The sequence below is a fragment of the Kangiella sp. M94 genome, assembly GCF_054926195.1.
Window position 1 is genome coordinate 1162022 of the sequence record NZ_CM142903.1, and the last position, 16083, is coordinate 1178104.

Annotated in this window: 14 protein-coding genes and 1 pseudogene; 5 read left to right on the plus strand and 10 right to left on the minus strand. The window is 45.8% G+C overall.

From position 1 onward, the window contains the following. Positions 1-10 precede the first annotated feature (10 nt). The 3 genes from ACYTXU_RS05275 to ACYTXU_RS05285 all read right to left on the minus strand — a co-directional run bounded on the left by ACYTXU_RS05275 (position 11) and on the right by ACYTXU_RS05285 (position 2877). On the minus strand, positions 11-1144 hold the full coding sequence (locus ACYTXU_RS05275) for a porin (protein ID WP_462208902.1): 1134 nt from the start codon (positions 1142-1144) through the stop codon (positions 11-13). 849 nt (positions 1145-1993) lie between these two features. Beyond that, complete coding sequence (locus tag ACYTXU_RS05280; protein WP_462208903.1) at positions 1994-2230, minus strand: integrase catalytic domain-containing protein; 237 nt, start codon at positions 2228-2230, stop codon at positions 1994-1996. Between the two features lie 422 nt (positions 2231-2652). Then, positions 2653-2877, minus strand: a complete 225-nt coding sequence (locus ACYTXU_RS05285) for a transposase (protein WP_462209363.1) — start codon at positions 2875-2877, stop codon at positions 2653-2655. A 520-nt stretch (positions 2878-3397) separates the two neighbouring features. Here ACYTXU_RS05285 and merR point away from each other — a divergent pair. From merR to merA, 5 genes and pseudogenes are all read left to right on the plus strand, one after another. Further along, positions 3398-3790 carry an Hg(II)-responsive transcriptional regulator gene (gene merR / locus ACYTXU_RS05290; RefSeq protein ID WP_012801204.1) on the plus strand — a complete coding sequence of 131 codons (393 nt, stop codon included), beginning with the start codon at positions 3398-3400 and terminating at the stop codon, positions 3788-3790. 84 nt (positions 3791-3874) lie between these two features. Continuing rightward, positions 3875-4222 carry a mercuric transporter MerT family protein gene (locus ACYTXU_RS05295; protein WP_012801203.1) on the plus strand — a complete coding sequence of 116 codons (348 nt, stop codon included), beginning with the start codon at positions 3875-3877 and terminating at the stop codon, positions 4220-4222. Positions 4223-4256: 34 nt separating this feature from the next. Further along, complete coding sequence (merP, locus tag ACYTXU_RS05300) at positions 4257-4532, plus strand: mercury resistance system periplasmic binding protein MerP (RefSeq protein ID WP_462208906.1); 276 nt, start codon at positions 4257-4259, stop codon at positions 4530-4532. 13 nt (positions 4533-4545) lie between these two features. Further along, positions 4546-4991, plus strand: a pseudogene (gene merC, locus ACYTXU_RS05305) (organomercurial transporter MerC). A 10-nt stretch (positions 4992-5001) separates the two neighbouring features. Further along, positions 5002-6639 carry a mercury(II) reductase gene (gene merA / locus ACYTXU_RS05310; RefSeq protein WP_462208907.1) on the plus strand — a complete coding sequence of 546 codons (1638 nt, stop codon included), beginning with the start codon at positions 5002-5004 and terminating at the stop codon, positions 6637-6639. 379 nt (positions 6640-7018) lie between these two features. Here the strand turns inward: merA and ACYTXU_RS05315 are convergent, their stop codons facing one another. The 7 genes from ACYTXU_RS05315 to ACYTXU_RS05345 form a co-directional block, all read right to left on the minus strand. After that, positions 7019-7675: a bile acid:sodium symporter family protein gene (locus tag ACYTXU_RS05315; RefSeq protein WP_462208909.1), complete on the minus strand. Its 657-nt coding sequence runs from the start codon at positions 7673-7675 to the stop codon at positions 7019-7021. Between the two features lie 59 nt (positions 7676-7734). After that, positions 7735-8622 carry a cation diffusion facilitator family transporter gene (locus tag ACYTXU_RS05320; protein WP_462208911.1) on the minus strand — a complete coding sequence of 296 codons (888 nt, stop codon included), beginning with the start codon at positions 8620-8622 and terminating at the stop codon, positions 7735-7737. Positions 8623-8656: 34 nt separating this feature from the next. After that, positions 8657-9559 (minus strand): cation transporter, encoded by a 903-nt coding sequence (locus tag ACYTXU_RS05325; RefSeq protein WP_026309318.1) that lies wholly within the window; start codon positions 9557-9559, stop codon positions 8657-8659. A 176-nt stretch (positions 9560-9735) separates the two neighbouring features. Next, positions 9736-12930 carry an efflux RND transporter permease subunit gene (locus ACYTXU_RS05330; RefSeq protein ID WP_462208913.1) on the minus strand — a complete coding sequence of 1065 codons (3195 nt, stop codon included), beginning with the start codon at positions 12928-12930 and terminating at the stop codon, positions 9736-9738. A gap of 16 nt (positions 12931-12946) precedes the next feature. Next, positions 12947-14257, minus strand: a complete 1311-nt coding sequence (locus ACYTXU_RS05335) for an efflux RND transporter periplasmic adaptor subunit (RefSeq protein WP_462208914.1) — start codon at positions 14255-14257, stop codon at positions 12947-12949. Between the two features lie 16 nt (positions 14258-14273). Beyond that, positions 14274-15506: a TolC family protein gene (locus ACYTXU_RS05340; protein ID WP_462208915.1), complete on the minus strand. Its 1233-nt coding sequence runs from the start codon at positions 15504-15506 to the stop codon at positions 14274-14276. Between the two features lie 98 nt (positions 15507-15604). Next, positions 15605-15970, minus strand: coding sequence for a hypothetical protein (locus tag ACYTXU_RS05345; RefSeq protein WP_462208917.1), 366 nt, complete (start codon positions 15968-15970; stop codon positions 15605-15607). Positions 15971-16083: the final 113 nt, after the last annotated feature.

Sequence of the window (16083 nt, forward strand, 5' to 3'; positions counted from 1 at the left end):
GATATTCTCCTCAAAAACCGTAAGCAAATTGTGCAAAGACACGAGTATCTTTATCACCGTTGAACATCTTGGTGTCTTCAAAGGCAAATTTCAGAGCTGTACTAGGCGAAAGCCAATAGTTAACTCCATAGGTCCAGCGCTCACCTTCGTCTATACCCTTTAATCGACTGTGCCTCACCACAGCCTCTACAGTATTTAATGACTCAATATTTAGCTGGCGCAGACTATAAGTTCCTTGAATATACCAACCGGAGCGGTCAATACGATACAGCTCATCTACGTATTCGCCTTCGTGCAATTCTTCAACTAAGGCGTCAGCCTCGCTTCGAATATATTCTCCGCGAACCGAAACATAATCACTAATCCAGTTGATATCAAATGCCGATGCGTTATAGCTTAAATCTCCCGAGGCATCGTATTTACTCCGATAGAACGAATACCCTACTTCCCACTCAGGAAGGAAGGCTAAACCAACTCGTCCACCAAGCGCTTTGTTATCATTGTTGTCTGAACTACCACCTTCAAACTCAATTTCTGGAAATAGATTTTCCCCATGCCCATCAATTTCACCCACCTCCGCTTCTTCAGAGTGTTCTTCAACCTCTTCTCTAGCTCCATTCACCAAATAAAGATCAAAAAACCATTTACTATGCTTGCCGATAGGTTGGGTAAACTGGATTGCAACCCCCGTATCACTGAGCACTGGTATAACACCCGACATTAGTCCATTGCCACCGTGTCCACCATAGGTTCCGGGTACAGAGGGCAATTTATTTATCCAGCTAGGATGTAGGTTTGCACCGAACTGCCCAAAAGGGAGTAAAAACTTCCCTGCGGTAAAAGTCCATTGATCATTAATGAAATAATGAATATCACCGTATTCTAGTTCTGTTTCCGTTTCACCGTCTTCACCTATCGAAAACTCTAATTCAGCTTCAACATGAAGTTTATCGGATACTTTTACTAGAAAAATTGGAACAAATTTAGTCTTAAAGCTATCAACTACATCTTCAGTACGAGTGTAAGTCGTCTCACCATACCCTCCAAATGCAAAGCGACCATCTTCATCATCATTGGTTTGTGCGTTTGCCGAAAGGATAGTTAAGCCGACCCCAAAAAATAAGGTTAGTCTACCAAGTTTCATGGTACATCTCCGTTATCATTAATTCTAAAGGTGCTACGCTGACGTCGTTTACCTTGCTTATTCTGGAGCAGGTATTCTTTTACTGCCAGCCGTAGATTAAAAAATATGTGGTTAGTAGATTTTTATTGAGGCGGGTGTTCTATGGGAAAAAAAGGGGGGGTAACGTCACACTTTTGATAAACATTTACACGAAGGTTAACAATTCCAAGTGCTTTGTCAGGCAAATTGTCCATCGCTGGATAAGCAACAACACAAGTTATACAATCTGCACAACTACCATTGCAACCTAGGTCACAACAACGACATTGGTGCAATTCTTCTCGCTCAGTCTCTTGCTGAAAATGATGTGATGATAACTTTTTAAGCTTTTGTGTATCGGAGTGAGGTTCAATAACGAGCTTTGAAATTTGTAATACCTTAGATTTGCTATCTGTATACGATTCACATGCCAAGACACTACTTGATATCACTAAAGCCATTATCGGCAACAGTAGTTTAAAGACATGTAGCATTATGATCTCCCCAATATATATATCTGCCTATTAATCTTATCGATTAGAAATGTGTGCATATTGATCGAAATCAAATAAATAGAAAGATTGTCAATTAATTAGTAAGGACTATAGTTACAGACTAAAACCTAACGACATATATGCTAGCGATTGACCCTTACCCTAAAAAACGGATACGGGTTTTAAGCAGCTAATCTCTCAAAGTTGTCACCTAAATGAGAGTGTCTGCGTCTGCGATTATAAAAGCCTTCGATGTATTGAAATAAGCTGGTGCGGGCTTCTCTTAAATTTAACCTGTTCTGTTTTCAAAGTTCCAAAGAAGCTCTCTGCTACTGCATTATCTCAGCAGTTGTCTTTGGCGACTCATACTATTGGCAACACCAGCCAGCATATTTTCCAGTTCTTCTGAAACGTATTGTGAGCCACGATCGGAGTGAAACAGTTCAGGCAGACAGCCGCGTCGGGCTTGCGCTATGGCAACTGCCTCGCACACAAGTTCAGCCCGCATGTGGCTGGCAAGTTGCCAGCCGATCACCGCTCTTGAATAAAGGTCAATGACAACCGCAAGGTACACATAGCCAGTTGCCAGCGAAATATAGGTAATGTCGCTGACACAGACTTTATTGGGCTTATCAACATTAAACTTACGATTCAGTGCATTCTGCGCTATCGGCTGCCTGTGTTTAGAGTCCGTTGTGACAACAAACCGTTTGTGCTGCTTCGGATAAATCGAATACTCACGCTTTAATCACGCCACGCGTTTATGATTAACCGTTTCACCCAGGTCTTTCAGCTCTTAAGTGAGTCTCGGCACACCGTACACCTTTTGATTCTCGTTATGACACTTTATTAACTTAGGCAGTAATCGCACATCATCAAGCGTTCGCTGGCTTGGAGGCCTACTTTGCCAGTCGTAATAACCCGATAGGGAAACGCCCAGAGCACGGCACTGAAGCCAGACATCAAACTCTGGATGCTCCTGAATAAACTGGTATTTTACGCGTGGTGCTTCGCAAAGTAGGCCGCCGCCTTTTTTAAGATTTCCTTTTGCTGACGAAGCTCAGCAACCTCTTTCCTTAATTGCTTAAGCTCCTGCTCTGGACTGAACTCAAGTCCAGAACCTAGTAATTCGCTGCGGTACTGGTTAATCCAGGCATACAGGGAGTTAGGATTAATCCCCAAGTCTCGGGCGATTGTTGCTGTACTTGGCTCACTAGATATTGCAAGCTGAACGGCGTCGAGTTTAAATTTGTTTCGTGTATTTTCGGTTGGGCATCAGAATTCCTCTTTTGTGTATTCTACACTGAGTTTTCTGTGTCCGTTAAATGGGGGAAGGGTCATTCTGGAGGTGGCCCAATAGTCAGAATGTCTCCACTAACTTTGAAGACTTAATCTTTTCATATACTAAACCACTTATAGAGCCATTTTAATTGCACTGCAAATACTGGAAGTTGAAGGCCTTAGAAATTGGCCAGAGTTGATTTGTACATCAATCAAACTGAAGACAACGAAGACATAATACTTAAATTTGTAATAGGTTGGTTATGCATCATAAATACACATCGTGGTACGGCCACGATTCGTGATAAATCGACCAAAAAAAAGTTTAACCATATGAAATATATTGAATATCTCAACGAACTAACAGCAGACTTTGCGCTATTGATACACTGTTTGTTATATTCGTACTTTCAACTTAGAATTTTACTACCCACTTCAGTACCGACAATACGGTTAAATTATGTATGTAATTGGTCAACTTGCCAAATTGGCAAGCGTAAACGTTGAGACCGTTAGATATTATGAACGGTGCGGCTTAATTGAACAGCCCCAAAAACCCGTTAAAGGTTATCGTCGTTATCCTGAGACGACTTTGAATCGCATTCGGTTTATCAAACGTGCTCAAGAGTTAGGGTTTTCCTTGGATGAGATCGCTAACTTGCTGATGCTGGAAGAGACTTCTTGCCAAGAAGTACAAAGTATAGCAAACCACAAACTTGCCAGTGTTCGTGCAAAAATGGCTGATCTACGCCGCTTAGAAACCAGTCTTAATGATTTACTGAAACAATGTGCAAGCAACACTGAACAGGCACATTGCCCGATTATTACTTCCCTTCTCCCAGAAAACAACTAATAACAATCGCTAAATCCCTTGACTCCGTACTTGGATACGGAGTTTATACTGTTTTCTATCAGAACATTTGAAGTGGAGTAAGCCATGGCAAAAAACGATACCAGTTTACCGCTAGTTGGTGGTATTGCTGCTGCTATTGGTGCTGGGCTTTGTTGTGCTGGGCCCTTAGTCTTGTTACTACTAGGCGTTAGTGGTTCTTGGATTGGCAATCTGACCGTATTGGAGCCATACCGCCCTATTTTTATCTTGCTGGTACTGGTTTTATTTAGTTTTGCCGGTTGGAAAGTTTATCGACCTATAGAAGAGTGTGAGCCTGGAACCGCTTGTGCAATGCCACAAGTACGTAAGCGCCGGCAGATCATTTTCTGGGTAACCGCCTTCATTGCATTAATATTAGTCACTAGCAATTACTGGATTATCTGGTTTGCTTAATTATATCGTTGAGAAATAACCCTTGGAGAAGAAGATGAAAAAAATTGCACTATTATCCCTACTATCAATACTTAGCTTGGGTGCGTTTGCCAAGCAGCAAACAGTCATGCTTGAAGTTCCCACGATGACCTGCGTAACTTGTCCGATTACGGTGGAAAAAGCATTGCAACAGGTTGAGGGAGTTACCAAAGCTCAAGTGACCTTCGAAGATAAGTTAGCCGTGGTCACTTTTGATGATGAAAAAACTACGGTGGAAAAGCTGACCGAGGCCACAAAAAATGCCGGCTATCCATCTGTGGTAAAGCAATAAAGGACGAATACTAATGAAGAACCTGCTGAGTCTTTTTACCCGCATTGGCGACAAAGCCAGCTCATTAGGTGCCGTGGTGTCTGCCATGGGTTGTGCCATGTGCTTTCCGGCCATCGCCAGCTTGGGGGCAGCCATCGGGCAGGGTTCCTCAGTCAGTGGTAGTGGTTCTTTATCAATACACTCTTGCCTATATTGGCTTGGGTTAGCCTAATAGTTAACGGACTTGGCTGGATTGGTCACAAGCAGTGGCATCGTAACCTGCTTGGTATGCTAGGGCCTATTCTGTTGTTGCTATCACTTTATCCGTTCTTTCAATATGCCTGGAGCACTTATGTGACGTACTCAGCCTTGGCACTGATGGTAGCGGTATCAATCTGGGATATTTTTTCGCCAGCGAATAAACGCTGTGACAATGAAAGTTGTGTGCTTCCTGCCGACAACACTCACTCAAATCCATAAGGAGGTCTTTATGCGTAAATTCTCCATCTCTGGAATGACTTGTGAAAGATGCCCTCAGCAGATCGAAGATGCCTTGATCGTCATGCCTGGCGTCAGAAATGCCACCGTTTTTTATACGAAATCCAGTGCAGTCGTCGAAGCAGAATCTGATGTCAATGAACAGACGCTAATCAATACCATCAAAGCTCTTGGCTACACGGCTCAACCTGTCGCGTTAGATGGCTGCGATAGTGAAGATGTGACTGACAAAAAGTCGCTGCATGTCGCTATCATCGGTACTGGCTCGGCTGCTTTTGCTTGTGCTATCAAGGCAGTGGAAAATGGAGCACAAGTCACACTCGTTGAAGCTGGAGATGTGATCGGAGGTTGTTGTGTTAATGTCGGTTGTGTACCTTCGAAAATTCTGCTCCGGGCTGCCCAGCTGGCTGAACAGCAGCGTAACAATCCTTTCGACGGTCTAGAAAATCATGAACCTTCTTTGGATCGTAGCTTGTTAGCGAAACAACAAACTGCACGCGTGGAAGAGTTACGTGCCGCCAAATATCAGCATATTCTGGATACCAATCCAGCATTGTCATTGGTACAAGGTTATGCATCTTTTAAAGATACTCATACCTTAACTATTCGCAACAAAGATGGTTACGAGCAAGAGCTGGTTGCAGATCGCTTTTTGATTGCCAGCGGCAGTCAGCCATCTATTCCTCCTATTCCAGGCCTGGTTGATACCCCTTATTGGACTTCGACGGAAGCTTTATTCGAAACTGAGCTACCTGAGCACTTGTTAGTGATAGGCTCTTCAGTTGTGGCTGTCGAACTTGCTCAAGCTTATCGTCGGCTGGGTGCAGAGGTCACTATCTTGGCTCGCAGTACTTTATTGCTCCGTGAAGACCCACTGTTGGGAGAAGGCTTAACCGTAGCTTTTGAACAGGAAGGCATTCGCGTACTGGAACATACCCAAGCCAGTCAGGTGTCTTATGAAGATAATAAGTTTATCCTTGATACCGAGCAAGGAGAAATTCGTGGCGATAAATTGCTGGTCGCCACCGGCCGTGCACCTAATACCGGTAAGCTTAATCTTGCCGCTGCCGGTGTAGAAAAAGAGGCCAATGGAGCGGTCACTGTAGGTGATCAGATGCGCACATCACAGTCACATATTTACGCAGCAGGTGATTGTAGTAACATGCCGCAACTGGTTTATGTCGCGGCAGCGGCAGGCAGTCGTGCAGGGATTAACATGACAGGGGGTGAAGCTCGGTTGAATCTATCCGCGATGCCAGCCGTGATCTTTACCGAACCGCAGGTAGCAACGGTAGGGTTGTCAGAACAAGAAGCTCATGCACAGAATATTGAGACCGAAAGTCGAGTATTGCCACTGGAAAACGTGCCTCGAGCACTGGCTAACTTCGACTCTAAGGGTTTCATCAAACTGGTGGTTGAAGCTGGCTCCCAACGCCTGATCGGAGCCCAAGTATTAGCTCATGATGGCGGCGAGATTATCCAGAGCGCGGCACTGGCGATTCACAACCACATGACAGTGGATGACTTAGCGGATCAATTGTTTCCTTATTTAACTATGGTGGAAGGCCTGAAGCTTTGTGCACAAACTTTCAGTAAAGATATTAAAGAACTGTCTTGCTGTGCTGGGTAAGCTTTATCTTTCGTCAGAAAAGATATTTATGAGTCTGCTTTTGGTTTCCAGTGATACGGTACTACCAATGTACTGCATATTTCTTCGTGGAAAGTTTCTTCAGTAACTGTTTGAGAGCTAGCCTCAAGCAAGATATTTGGCCACAATAGGAGATGTGATCATCTGAATTACTGCAAAGAATGTGGCTGGTATTACTATTTCTGATGGCAACCGGGATGCAGCCACAAAAGCCGCTGCAATGCTAAATTCTTTTTTTGCTGACAGTAAATAGGTATGCGATGACTTCCGGTCGGTCTGTCGTTATAAACCGTGAAGCCATTCCAATTAAGTAGCCACAAAGATTTAGACTTAAAGCTGCTCCAGCAATTACAAAAGCATACTATCCATAACCAATGATGGTTTCTGCATTGGAAGCCACTACCGCAAGTAATATTACAAGATAGAAGACTGACCCAATTCCTGCGTAAGTCGAATCATGCTTTGAAATAATCGTCGGAAAGTTGGTGCGTAAGGTTACACCGAGAATTGTAGGCACTAAAACAACTAGAGCTAACTCCAGGATGATGGAAACGAGAGGGACTTCTAGCTGTATCCCTGTCAGCCATAGAAAAAGGAGCGGAACTACGAAAGGAGAAAAGGCTGTATTGACCGCATTGAAAACGGCGGCCAAGGCAACGTTTCCACGAGCCATCAGTACTAAAAGAGGAGAAGATACATCTGTTGGCAGTGTGCCAAGCAGAGTTTGGCCTGTAGCAAGCAATCCGTTTCCAAAAAAAGGCGACCAGTCAAGAAGCCTGCAATTGAATCGGGCCATAGACGAGCCCCATTGCCAAAACTGTCTTGACGGTTTGCGAAAGACTATTCGTACGGCATGTGCATCAAATGTAAGGCTGATCACAAACATCAGAATCACAAGTAAAGGGGCTATTGAGGAGTCGAGGTACTTCCCGGATTCGGGCAATATCAGGCCAACTCCAGCTACAATAATCACAAACCAAACAAGATTTGATTCAACGAAATAAATTAATCGACGCATAAGTCAAGGGTACCAGTTACTGTGCGGCCACAATATAAATTATAGCTGTACTCTCCCAATTACAAAGCTTCAGAAGCATCGCGGCATTGCTCGTCAGTCATTTCAAGCTCAATAGTCGTATGCTCTAAATTAAATTTACTCAATCGTTCTGCTATAGATTTTTTTAACTCCAGCTGTTGCTGCATAGATAGTGCATCCTGTAGAGCTAGATGAGCAGTAAGTACGTGATGCTCTCCATCCAATGACCACAAGTGCAGGTGATGGATACTGTCGACTTTTTCAAGTTCTATTAAGGTTTTGTATACTGATTTTGACAGTTCTTTGTCAGGGATTGCCTGTAAAAATAACCTTATAGTGTGCCAAAGGTTTTTAGCAACATTAATTAAAATATAGAGAGTGAAAAGAATCGACAAAGCTGGGTCAAGAATGGGCCAGTCAACAAAAAGAAGTACGATGGAAACGATTAAAACTGCAACCCAACCAAGTACATCTTCCAGTAAATGCCAGTTGAGTATACGCTCATTAAGAGTTTTACCTTTACTTAATTTATAAGCCGCAAAACCATTAACTAGCACCCCAAACACGGCTAACGCGATCATGCCCTCAACCATAGGCATTTCTGGTTGCAGGAGTTTAGGGATAGCTTCTGTCAGAACCCATGCAGAACCAATAATCAGGACTAGGCCATTAATAAGAGCTCCAAGCAGTGATAATCGGCGATAACCATAGGTGAACTCTGAATTTGAACCTTTCTCACTAACTTTACTAAGGAACCAAGCAAATCCAATGGATAAACTGTCGCCAAGATCATGGACTGCATCGGCCATGATGGCGGTACTATTGGTTAAGATACCTCCTATAAACTCGATAATGGTAAAGGTGACATTCAGAAAAAATGCCCAACCTATACGAGTATTTGAACCATGTGAGTGCGAATGATCATGCATTTAAGATTACCTCTTGTGGAGCTTTATTCTTACTTTAGGATTTGATCTTCAATATGCGAAAACCACCAGTTAAAACAATTGAGCCAATGATAAAGCCAATGATTAAGTCTGGGTATTGCGACCCCGTCCATGCTACCAACCCCCCAGCAATAATAACACCAAGGTTGGCGATGACATCGTTAGCAGAAAAAATCCAACTTGCTCTCATGTGAGCGCCGCCATTTCGCTTTTTGGCAATTAAGATTAAGCACCAGACATTTGCTACCAAGGCAATTAAGCCAAACACCATCATAAGGTTTGACTCAGGCTCACTCCCTTGAACCAGTCTCCTCACAACTTCTGTTAATACACCCAGAGCTAATATAATCTGTAACCATCCTGATATATGCGCTGCACGGAGTTTTTTTCGGACGCCATGCCCAACGGCGTATAGTGCCACCCCATACACTGCTGCATCGGCAAACATATCCAATGAATCAGCTATCAATCCGGTCGATTGTGCCCACCAGCCGATAACAAGTTCTGTAATAAACATCACTGCATTAATAGCTAATAGCATTTTAAGTATCCCAGCTTCCTCTGCTTCTTCATTTTGTGCCGTCAACCTTGCTTTATGGATAATCTCGCTGTCCACAGCGTTAGTTGATTCCAATCTAGCCCCAAGCCCAAGAGACGTTATCCGGTCTTCTACCATGTCCCTGAGTTCAAGGTGATGAAACACTCTAACTATGCGTTTATGTGTATCAAACTCGAGTATTACACTTGGCTCAAGACTGTCCAGTGCCATTCGGATCATGCCTTCCTCTGATGGGCAGTCCATTTTAGGAACGTGGTATTCGCTTACATGTGCCCCTTCAAATAACTTGTCGTCGTTAGTAATATCTTGTGTTTCATCTGTAGCATCTGCTTTGCAGTCACGGTTACATTTCTGGCTCATAGGTATACCTTGCATTTTTTGATATTGGCTTTCCCCCTCCCCGATCACTATAGTCTAAAGCGGAGAGTCCTCGATACGAAAATGGGCGAGCTTTCAGCATTAATGGGGTGTTGGTTCAAACCATCTTACTATTATAAAGTATTGCCGACTCCAAAATAGAGCCGGCAGATTGCTAGTTAGTGTTTCTCCTTCAACTTACCTTTTGAAAACCAGGCAAACAGAACGGGCAACACAAACAGTGTTAAAAATGTGGCTGTTATCAGCCCGCCTACGATAACACTGGCAAGCGGTTTTTGTATCTCTGCGCCAACGCCATTTGATAGCAACATCGGTATTAAACCTAACGCAGATGTCACTGCTGTCATCAATACCGGTCTAAGCCTGGATACGGCACCATCAAAAGCGGCTTCACTGACAGGTAGGCCATCCTTGATACGCTGATTGATACTTTCAACCATCACTACACCGTTAAGTACCGCGACGCCAAACAGGGTAATAAATCCGACCGAGCTGGGCACTGATAAATACTGCCCTGACAGCCAGAGTGAGAATACCCCACCAATAATGGCTAGAGGTACATTTACCAGAATCAGCATAGCCTGACCAACCGAAGCAAAGGCAAAATAAAGCAACAAGGCGATAAGCGCCAGCGATAATGGCACGACCAGCGACAGACGCTTTTGTGCTCGCTGTTGATTTTCGAATTGTCCACCTATATCCACGGAGTAACCCGTTGGCAAATCAACTTGTTCAGCAATCGCTGCGCGAATATCTGCTACCACGCTGCCCATATCACGCCCTTGCACATTGGCCTGAACGACTACTCTGCGCTGAACATCATCGCGGCGAACCTGCGGCGGGCCGGAAGCAATATTTACAGAGGCTACATCACCAAGGCGAACCCAGGCTCCTGAAGGTGCCTGCAAACGAAGGTCAGCAATAGTTTCGCGATCTTGGCGAAAACGTTCATCCAACCGAACATAGATATCATAACGTTCGTTACCATTGATGATTTGTCCAGCGCTGGCACCGCCAAGCCCATTTCGAACCACTTCCATGACATCCGCTACGTCAAGTCCATAACGAGACAATGCGCGGCGATTGGGCTTTACGACCAATTGAGCTTCACCGACAATTTGCTCCATGGCAACATCACGCGTACCGTCGATCTTTTTGACCACTGCCTCAATTGCCTGCCCTTTTTCAGCCAGCACATCAAGATCTTTACCAAAGAGCTTTATCGCTAGTTGCGCTTTAACCCCCGATAACAGCTCATCCACACGGGTGGCAATCGGTTGTGAAAAATTGAACAGCAATCCTGGATGTTGTTCCAGCTTTTGCTCCATCAGGGATTGAAATTCATAACGATTATCGGCGCTGGTCCATTCTGGCACTGGCTTAAGACCAATATAGATCTCAATGTTATTCACTGGCTCTGGATCACCGCCAATTTCGGCACGTCCAATGCGTGATAACGCATAGGTGACTTCCGGGAATTCCATCAGCATTGCTTCAAGTTTTGGAGCGACTTCAAGCGCAGTATCCAGGCTGGAGGACGGAGCGAGTGTTACCCGGAGGTTGACCGTTCCTTCTTCGAGTTCAGGCACAAACTCGGTACCCAGACGCGGTATTACTAAAGCTGCCGCAACCACGAGCGTTACAGCAATACCAACGACGACCTTACTGTGGCTCATAGCCCACGACAAACCCTTGCGGTAGAGTTTATCAAGTGGTTTCAAGACGAAACTCTCCCGCGGGCGTATCCCTTTGCGAAACAGGTAGGTGGCTAATGCTGGGACTATGATTAAAGCTACAACCAGCGCGGACAGCATAGACAGCATGATACTGATAGCCATCGGCTGGAACAGTTTGGCTTCGACCCCTTCGAAACTGAATAGCGGCATGAAGACAACTAAAATAATTGCTGTCGCAAAAAATATAGGTCTTGCTACCTCTCTGCCAGCTTCTTGCAAGCGTAAAGCAATCCCATGGCTATCATGAGCTGCATCAACAGGATCTGGATCATCCTGAACCATTGTCTGTCTATCTTTGTCATGGGTGGCATCGGGATGGGTCAAATGTTTGAACATGTTTTCGACCATCACTACAGAGCCATCCACGAGCATGCCAATGGCCACGGCAATACCGCCTAGAGACATTAAGTTTGCCGAAAGACCAAACCACGCCATCACCATCAAAGCAATACCGATGGAAATTGGAATTGAGATCAGTACCAGTAAGGTAGCACGCAAATTCATTAGGAACAGCGCCAAAATGACCACAATGAAGACAAACGCCAGTAACAGAGCATTGACAACGGTATCAACCGCTTGCGTCACCAGATCGGCCTGATCATAGTAAGCCTCGAACTTAACTCCTTCCGGTAACGCCTGATTAATACGCTCGATACGGGCATTAACCCCATCAATGGTGCTTTTGGTATTGGCGCCTAAACGTTTTAATACAATGCCTGAGACGACTTCGCCTAGTGTCTCAACTTTCCCATCCGAAGTTCGGCGTGTCATGGTCACTGCGCCCTGGCGGATTTCGCTACCCAGATTCACTTTGGCTACATCCGATACGGTGATAGTGGTGCCATCCACCGTTTTCAGGGGAACTTGACGGATCTGCTCCAGCCCTTGCTTGCCATGATCGAGCCAGCCGGTACCTCGGATCACCAATTGCTCCTGACCACGGTTCATATACCAGCCGCCAACATTGGTGTTGTTACGCTCCAGAGCCGCCATGATATCGTCCTGGGTCAGATCGTAAGATAACAGCTTTGACGGATTCAGATCGACCTGATACTGACGCACCTCACCGCCGAAAGACAGCACATCAGTCACGCCTTCGGCCGGGATAAGCAACAACTTGACCACCCAGTCATTTAAGCTGCGTAGCTCCATGGCATCGAAACCCGAACCGGGTTCGGCAACCAGTAAATACTGATAGACTTGCCCCAGCCCAGAAGTGTTTGGCCCCATTTCGGGTGTACCAACGCCCTCTGGAATCAGCTCTTTGGCAGCCTGAAGTCGCTCGAATACCAGTTGCCGGGCAAAGTAAATATCAGTGCCTTCCTTAAACACAACAGTAACGCCAGACAAGCCAGTCTTTGAAATAGACCTTACTTCTTCTACATCAGGCAGAGCGTACATGACAGCTTCAATCGGATAGGTTATCAGCTGCTCGACTTCCTCAGCAGCCAAGCCAGGAGCTTCAGTATTGACCGAGACCTGAACGTTGGTAACATCCGGAAATGCATCAAGATTCAGCCTTGGAATAATAAAAAAGGCGCTGACCGTTAGTGTAATGAGCGCAATCGCCACCAGCAAACGGTTAGTGACCGCCCAATCGACAATTCGATTAAACATAGAGTCTCCTTAATGCTTAGTGGTTATGCGGATCAAAACCGCCTTTGGCGATTTGTGAAGCAACAAAAAAGGCACCGTCGGTAACAATACGTGTTCCGGGAACAATGCCGTTAATTTCACGCAACGAACCTAGTGCTCGCTTTAGTTCAACTTCTTGAGAGCGAAACTGCCCTGGACTCTCTTCTACAAAAATTGCCCAGTCTCCATCGGGATTTCGCATCAGTGCTGACTCTGGCACAGCCAATACCGGCTCTTCTGTACGAAAACGGAAGAAGACCTCTGCAAACTGTCCCGGATGCAGCCTATGCTCCAGGTTGTCCACCAATAAGCGCACTGTTCGGGTTCGTGTAACGGGGTTTATGGTATGTGCTTCTTGGGATACCTTGCCTTGAATTCGGATATCACCAGCCACAATGTCAGCCAATGTACCGAGCGGAAGTGATATAGACTGATCTGCTGGAAGGTGTGCTTCGACCCAGAGCTGCTTCTCATTGGCCAGCTTGATCAGAGGAGAACCAGCTTCGACGCGCTGCCCCTGCTCGAAGTCGTCAGATAACACAGAACCATCGGTTTCGGCACGTAGGGTATATTCGCCCAATGCCTTAATATCTTGCGATGCCAGGGACTGCAAATCTGACTCAGCTAACCCATAGGCCTGCAACGTTGCCCGAGCAGCCTCCCAGCTGGTTTTGGCCTGGATATAACGCTGCTCTCCAACGGTTTTGCGACCGAGCTTGCGGACTCTTTCCCATTCAGGCCGGGCGGTGCGATAGTCTGCCTGGGCCTGTGCCACATCCTTACTGAACAGGGTTACCAGTGGCTGGCCTTGTTCGACATGAGCGCCCAATGCTACGTGACGACGTAATACAACGGAAGCTACTCGCGGTGACACTATGTAGCTAGTGTATCCATTAGAAAGAACTTCCCCTGGTGCGTAGAACTCATAATCAACGCGCTCGGCAGTGAGAGGAGCAACCTGGATATCAGCAATCGTCATTTGGGTAGCATTTAGTGCCGTAGTGGCAGAAGCTTCTTCTTGATGCCCATGTGCATCTTCTTCAGTATTACTTTCGCTGTGTCCCGCCTCATCATGACTTTCATTGTGGGAACTATCGCTAGACCCATGTTTTGTATCACCATGACGCTCATGTTCATCCGTGGCATTTGATGGGTGCTCCTTGTGAGACGCATCATCCTTATGCTCAATAACCTCTTGAGCAGGCTTGCTCTTATCATGTTCGTGCCCCTCACCACTCATCGTTTCTGCAAGCCCTATGCTTGGTGCAGTCATTGCGGCGCTTAGCATCGCTATCAATAATCTATTCATGTTCATTGTCCTATCTTTAATTCAGTGGCTTAGTCGCAGTTGGTGCAACAGCTCTGAGCTGGCCGGAGTGCAGCAACACTTCGGTTAACGCAAGCTGTGTGTGCTTTTCGAGTGAGATTCCTGCCAGCAGGCTCTCCGAACGCTGGTTGAGAGCGAGCAGGTAGTCAGTTGTTGATAGATCACCGCTTCGCCACTGGCGTTCCAACAAGTCAGCACTATTTTCAACTCTGCCACGAGCCAGCTCGAGCCAGCGTCGGTATTGCTCGTCATAACGTTTCCAGGCAGCTTGTGCAGCCTGCCAGTCAAACCGTAGATTGCGATAAACGGCCAAGAATCGGGCCTCTGCTTCTAGTGCTGCACGATTAGCCACACGAGTTTCGGCACTGTAGTCATTACGTACATTCAAAGGAATCGAGAAGGTCAGGCCGACAGTATTTTCTCCACCGTCGCGACCAGCATTGACTCCAAAGGTCGGCTCTGCTTTGGCTGCACGTCGGGTTGCTTCGGCCTCTTCCTTGATGGAACTCCAGCGAGCCTGGGCACTGGCAACATAGGGATGTTGTAGCAACTCCTGGTCAGTAATGGACACCGGCTCCGAAGGCCAGAAATCTTCGGGAATGCCTCCTTTTTCAGGAGTCCACTGTGGCAAAAGTTCGCGCACTCTGCTTTCGGCTTTTTGCAAAGCGACTTCAAGCTCAGCGACCTGTGCCAGCTGTTTTGATAAAGATAGAAAGGTGAGCTCAGCATCAATAGTGCCTATATCTCCTGCTTTTTGGCGCTTTTCAGCCACTTGCAATAATGCATTAAGTTGCTCTTTTTGTGCCTGAGCTATAATGGCGGCTTGATTACTGGCACGCCACTCAACCAATGCTGATAGAGCCTCAGCAGTCTTACTCATAACCTGTTGCTGATACTGGGCTTTAGCTGCTTGTCGGATAAAAGCCGCCTGCTGCTGTTTAGCACCTCGTCTATCCCACCAGTCAACCGTTTGAGAAACACCTACACGGTAGTTATTTTCTTCACCAACCTGTTCCAGCTCAGAAGATAACTCCGGGTTGTAAAGTGGCTGTTCCGCTGCGTCCGCAGTAGCTTCCGAGCCTTGCAGTTGCTCGCGGGCCGCGATGATGTCTGGGTGCTGCTTTATCTGTGATGCCAGCCAGCGCTCCCAATCAACGGGTTGCGCTTGCGCTGAAGCCGACAGCAAATAAATAACGGCACACATCGCATAAGAAACTGATAGTTTCTTCATGAAATTTCCTCACAATTAAAATCAAAGTACATCAGGCACAGCTGGGTTGGCATTTGCACAACGCTATACCTCAGAATAAAAGTTTATTTGTACTGTATTTAACTGATCGGAGGGGGATTATCAGGGAAGGCTATATGGGAACGGTAATGGGAAGGGTTGCCTAAAATAGCACCCTTGTGATAAAGAGAAGCAGAGATATCTTGGCGACCCAGAAAGAAAGGGTGTGATGAGCCATGACAGTGACAACAATGGTGGCAATCAAGCTGGTAGCTTTTGCTCTTTTCTGATTCTAACCAACGCTTGTCATCATCTGGTATTGGAGAGGAGTGAGCTTTTTGATGCTCGTGATCAAAAGTAAGATGCTCAGAACCGGATTGATGAAACTGATGGACGTCCGCCACAGCAACTACCGATTGCAGGGCAATCAATATGGCTAGAGCGAAAGTTAAAAGTTGACGGTTCACGGTAAAAAAGAGTCTCTACTCGTTCTCATAAATGCAGGGCAGTAGACTAGCAGATTATCAGTTAGTTCACAAAAGATAAGTGGATACTAACCAACTATTACACAGCTTTGTGG

Excerpts from the sequence above, each read along its gene's own strand:
- ACYTXU_RS05275 (WP_462208902.1), bottom strand. The coding sequence starts at position 1,144 with ATGAAACTTGGTAGACTAACCTTATTTTTTGGGGTCGGCTTAACTATC.
- merR (WP_012801204.1), top strand. The coding sequence starts at position 3,398 with ATGTATGTAATTGGTCAACTTGCCAAATTGGCAAGCGTAAACGTTGAG.
- ACYTXU_RS05295 (WP_012801203.1), top strand. The coding sequence starts at position 3,875 with ATGGCAAAAAACGATACCAGTTTACCGCTAGTTGGTGGTATTGCTGCT.
- merP (WP_462208906.1), top strand. The coding sequence starts at position 4,257 with ATGAAAAAAATTGCACTATTATCCCTACTATCAATACTTAGCTTGGGT.
- merA (WP_462208907.1), top strand. The coding sequence starts at position 5,002 with ATGCGTAAATTCTCCATCTCTGGAATGACTTGTGAAAGATGCCCTCAG.
- ACYTXU_RS05315 (WP_462208909.1), bottom strand. The coding sequence starts at position 7,675 with ATGCGTCGATTAATTTATTTCGTTGAATCAAATCTTGTTTGGTTTGTG.
- ACYTXU_RS05320 (WP_462208911.1), bottom strand. The coding sequence starts at position 8,622 with ATGCATGATCATTCGCACTCACATGGTTCAAATACTCGTATAGGTTGG.
- ACYTXU_RS05325 (WP_026309318.1), bottom strand. The coding sequence starts at position 9,559 with ATGAGCCAGAAATGTAACCGTGACTGCAAAGCAGATGCTACAGATGAA.
- ACYTXU_RS05330 (WP_462208913.1), bottom strand. The coding sequence starts at position 12,930 with ATGTTTAATCGAATTGTCGATTGGGCGGTCACTAACCGTTTGCTGGTG.
- ACYTXU_RS05335 (WP_462208914.1), bottom strand. The coding sequence starts at position 14,257 with ATGAATAGATTATTGATAGCGATGCTAAGCGCCGCAATGACTGCACCA.
- ACYTXU_RS05340 (WP_462208915.1), bottom strand. The coding sequence starts at position 15,506 with ATGAAGAAACTATCAGTTTCTTATGCGATGTGTGCCGTTATTTATTTG.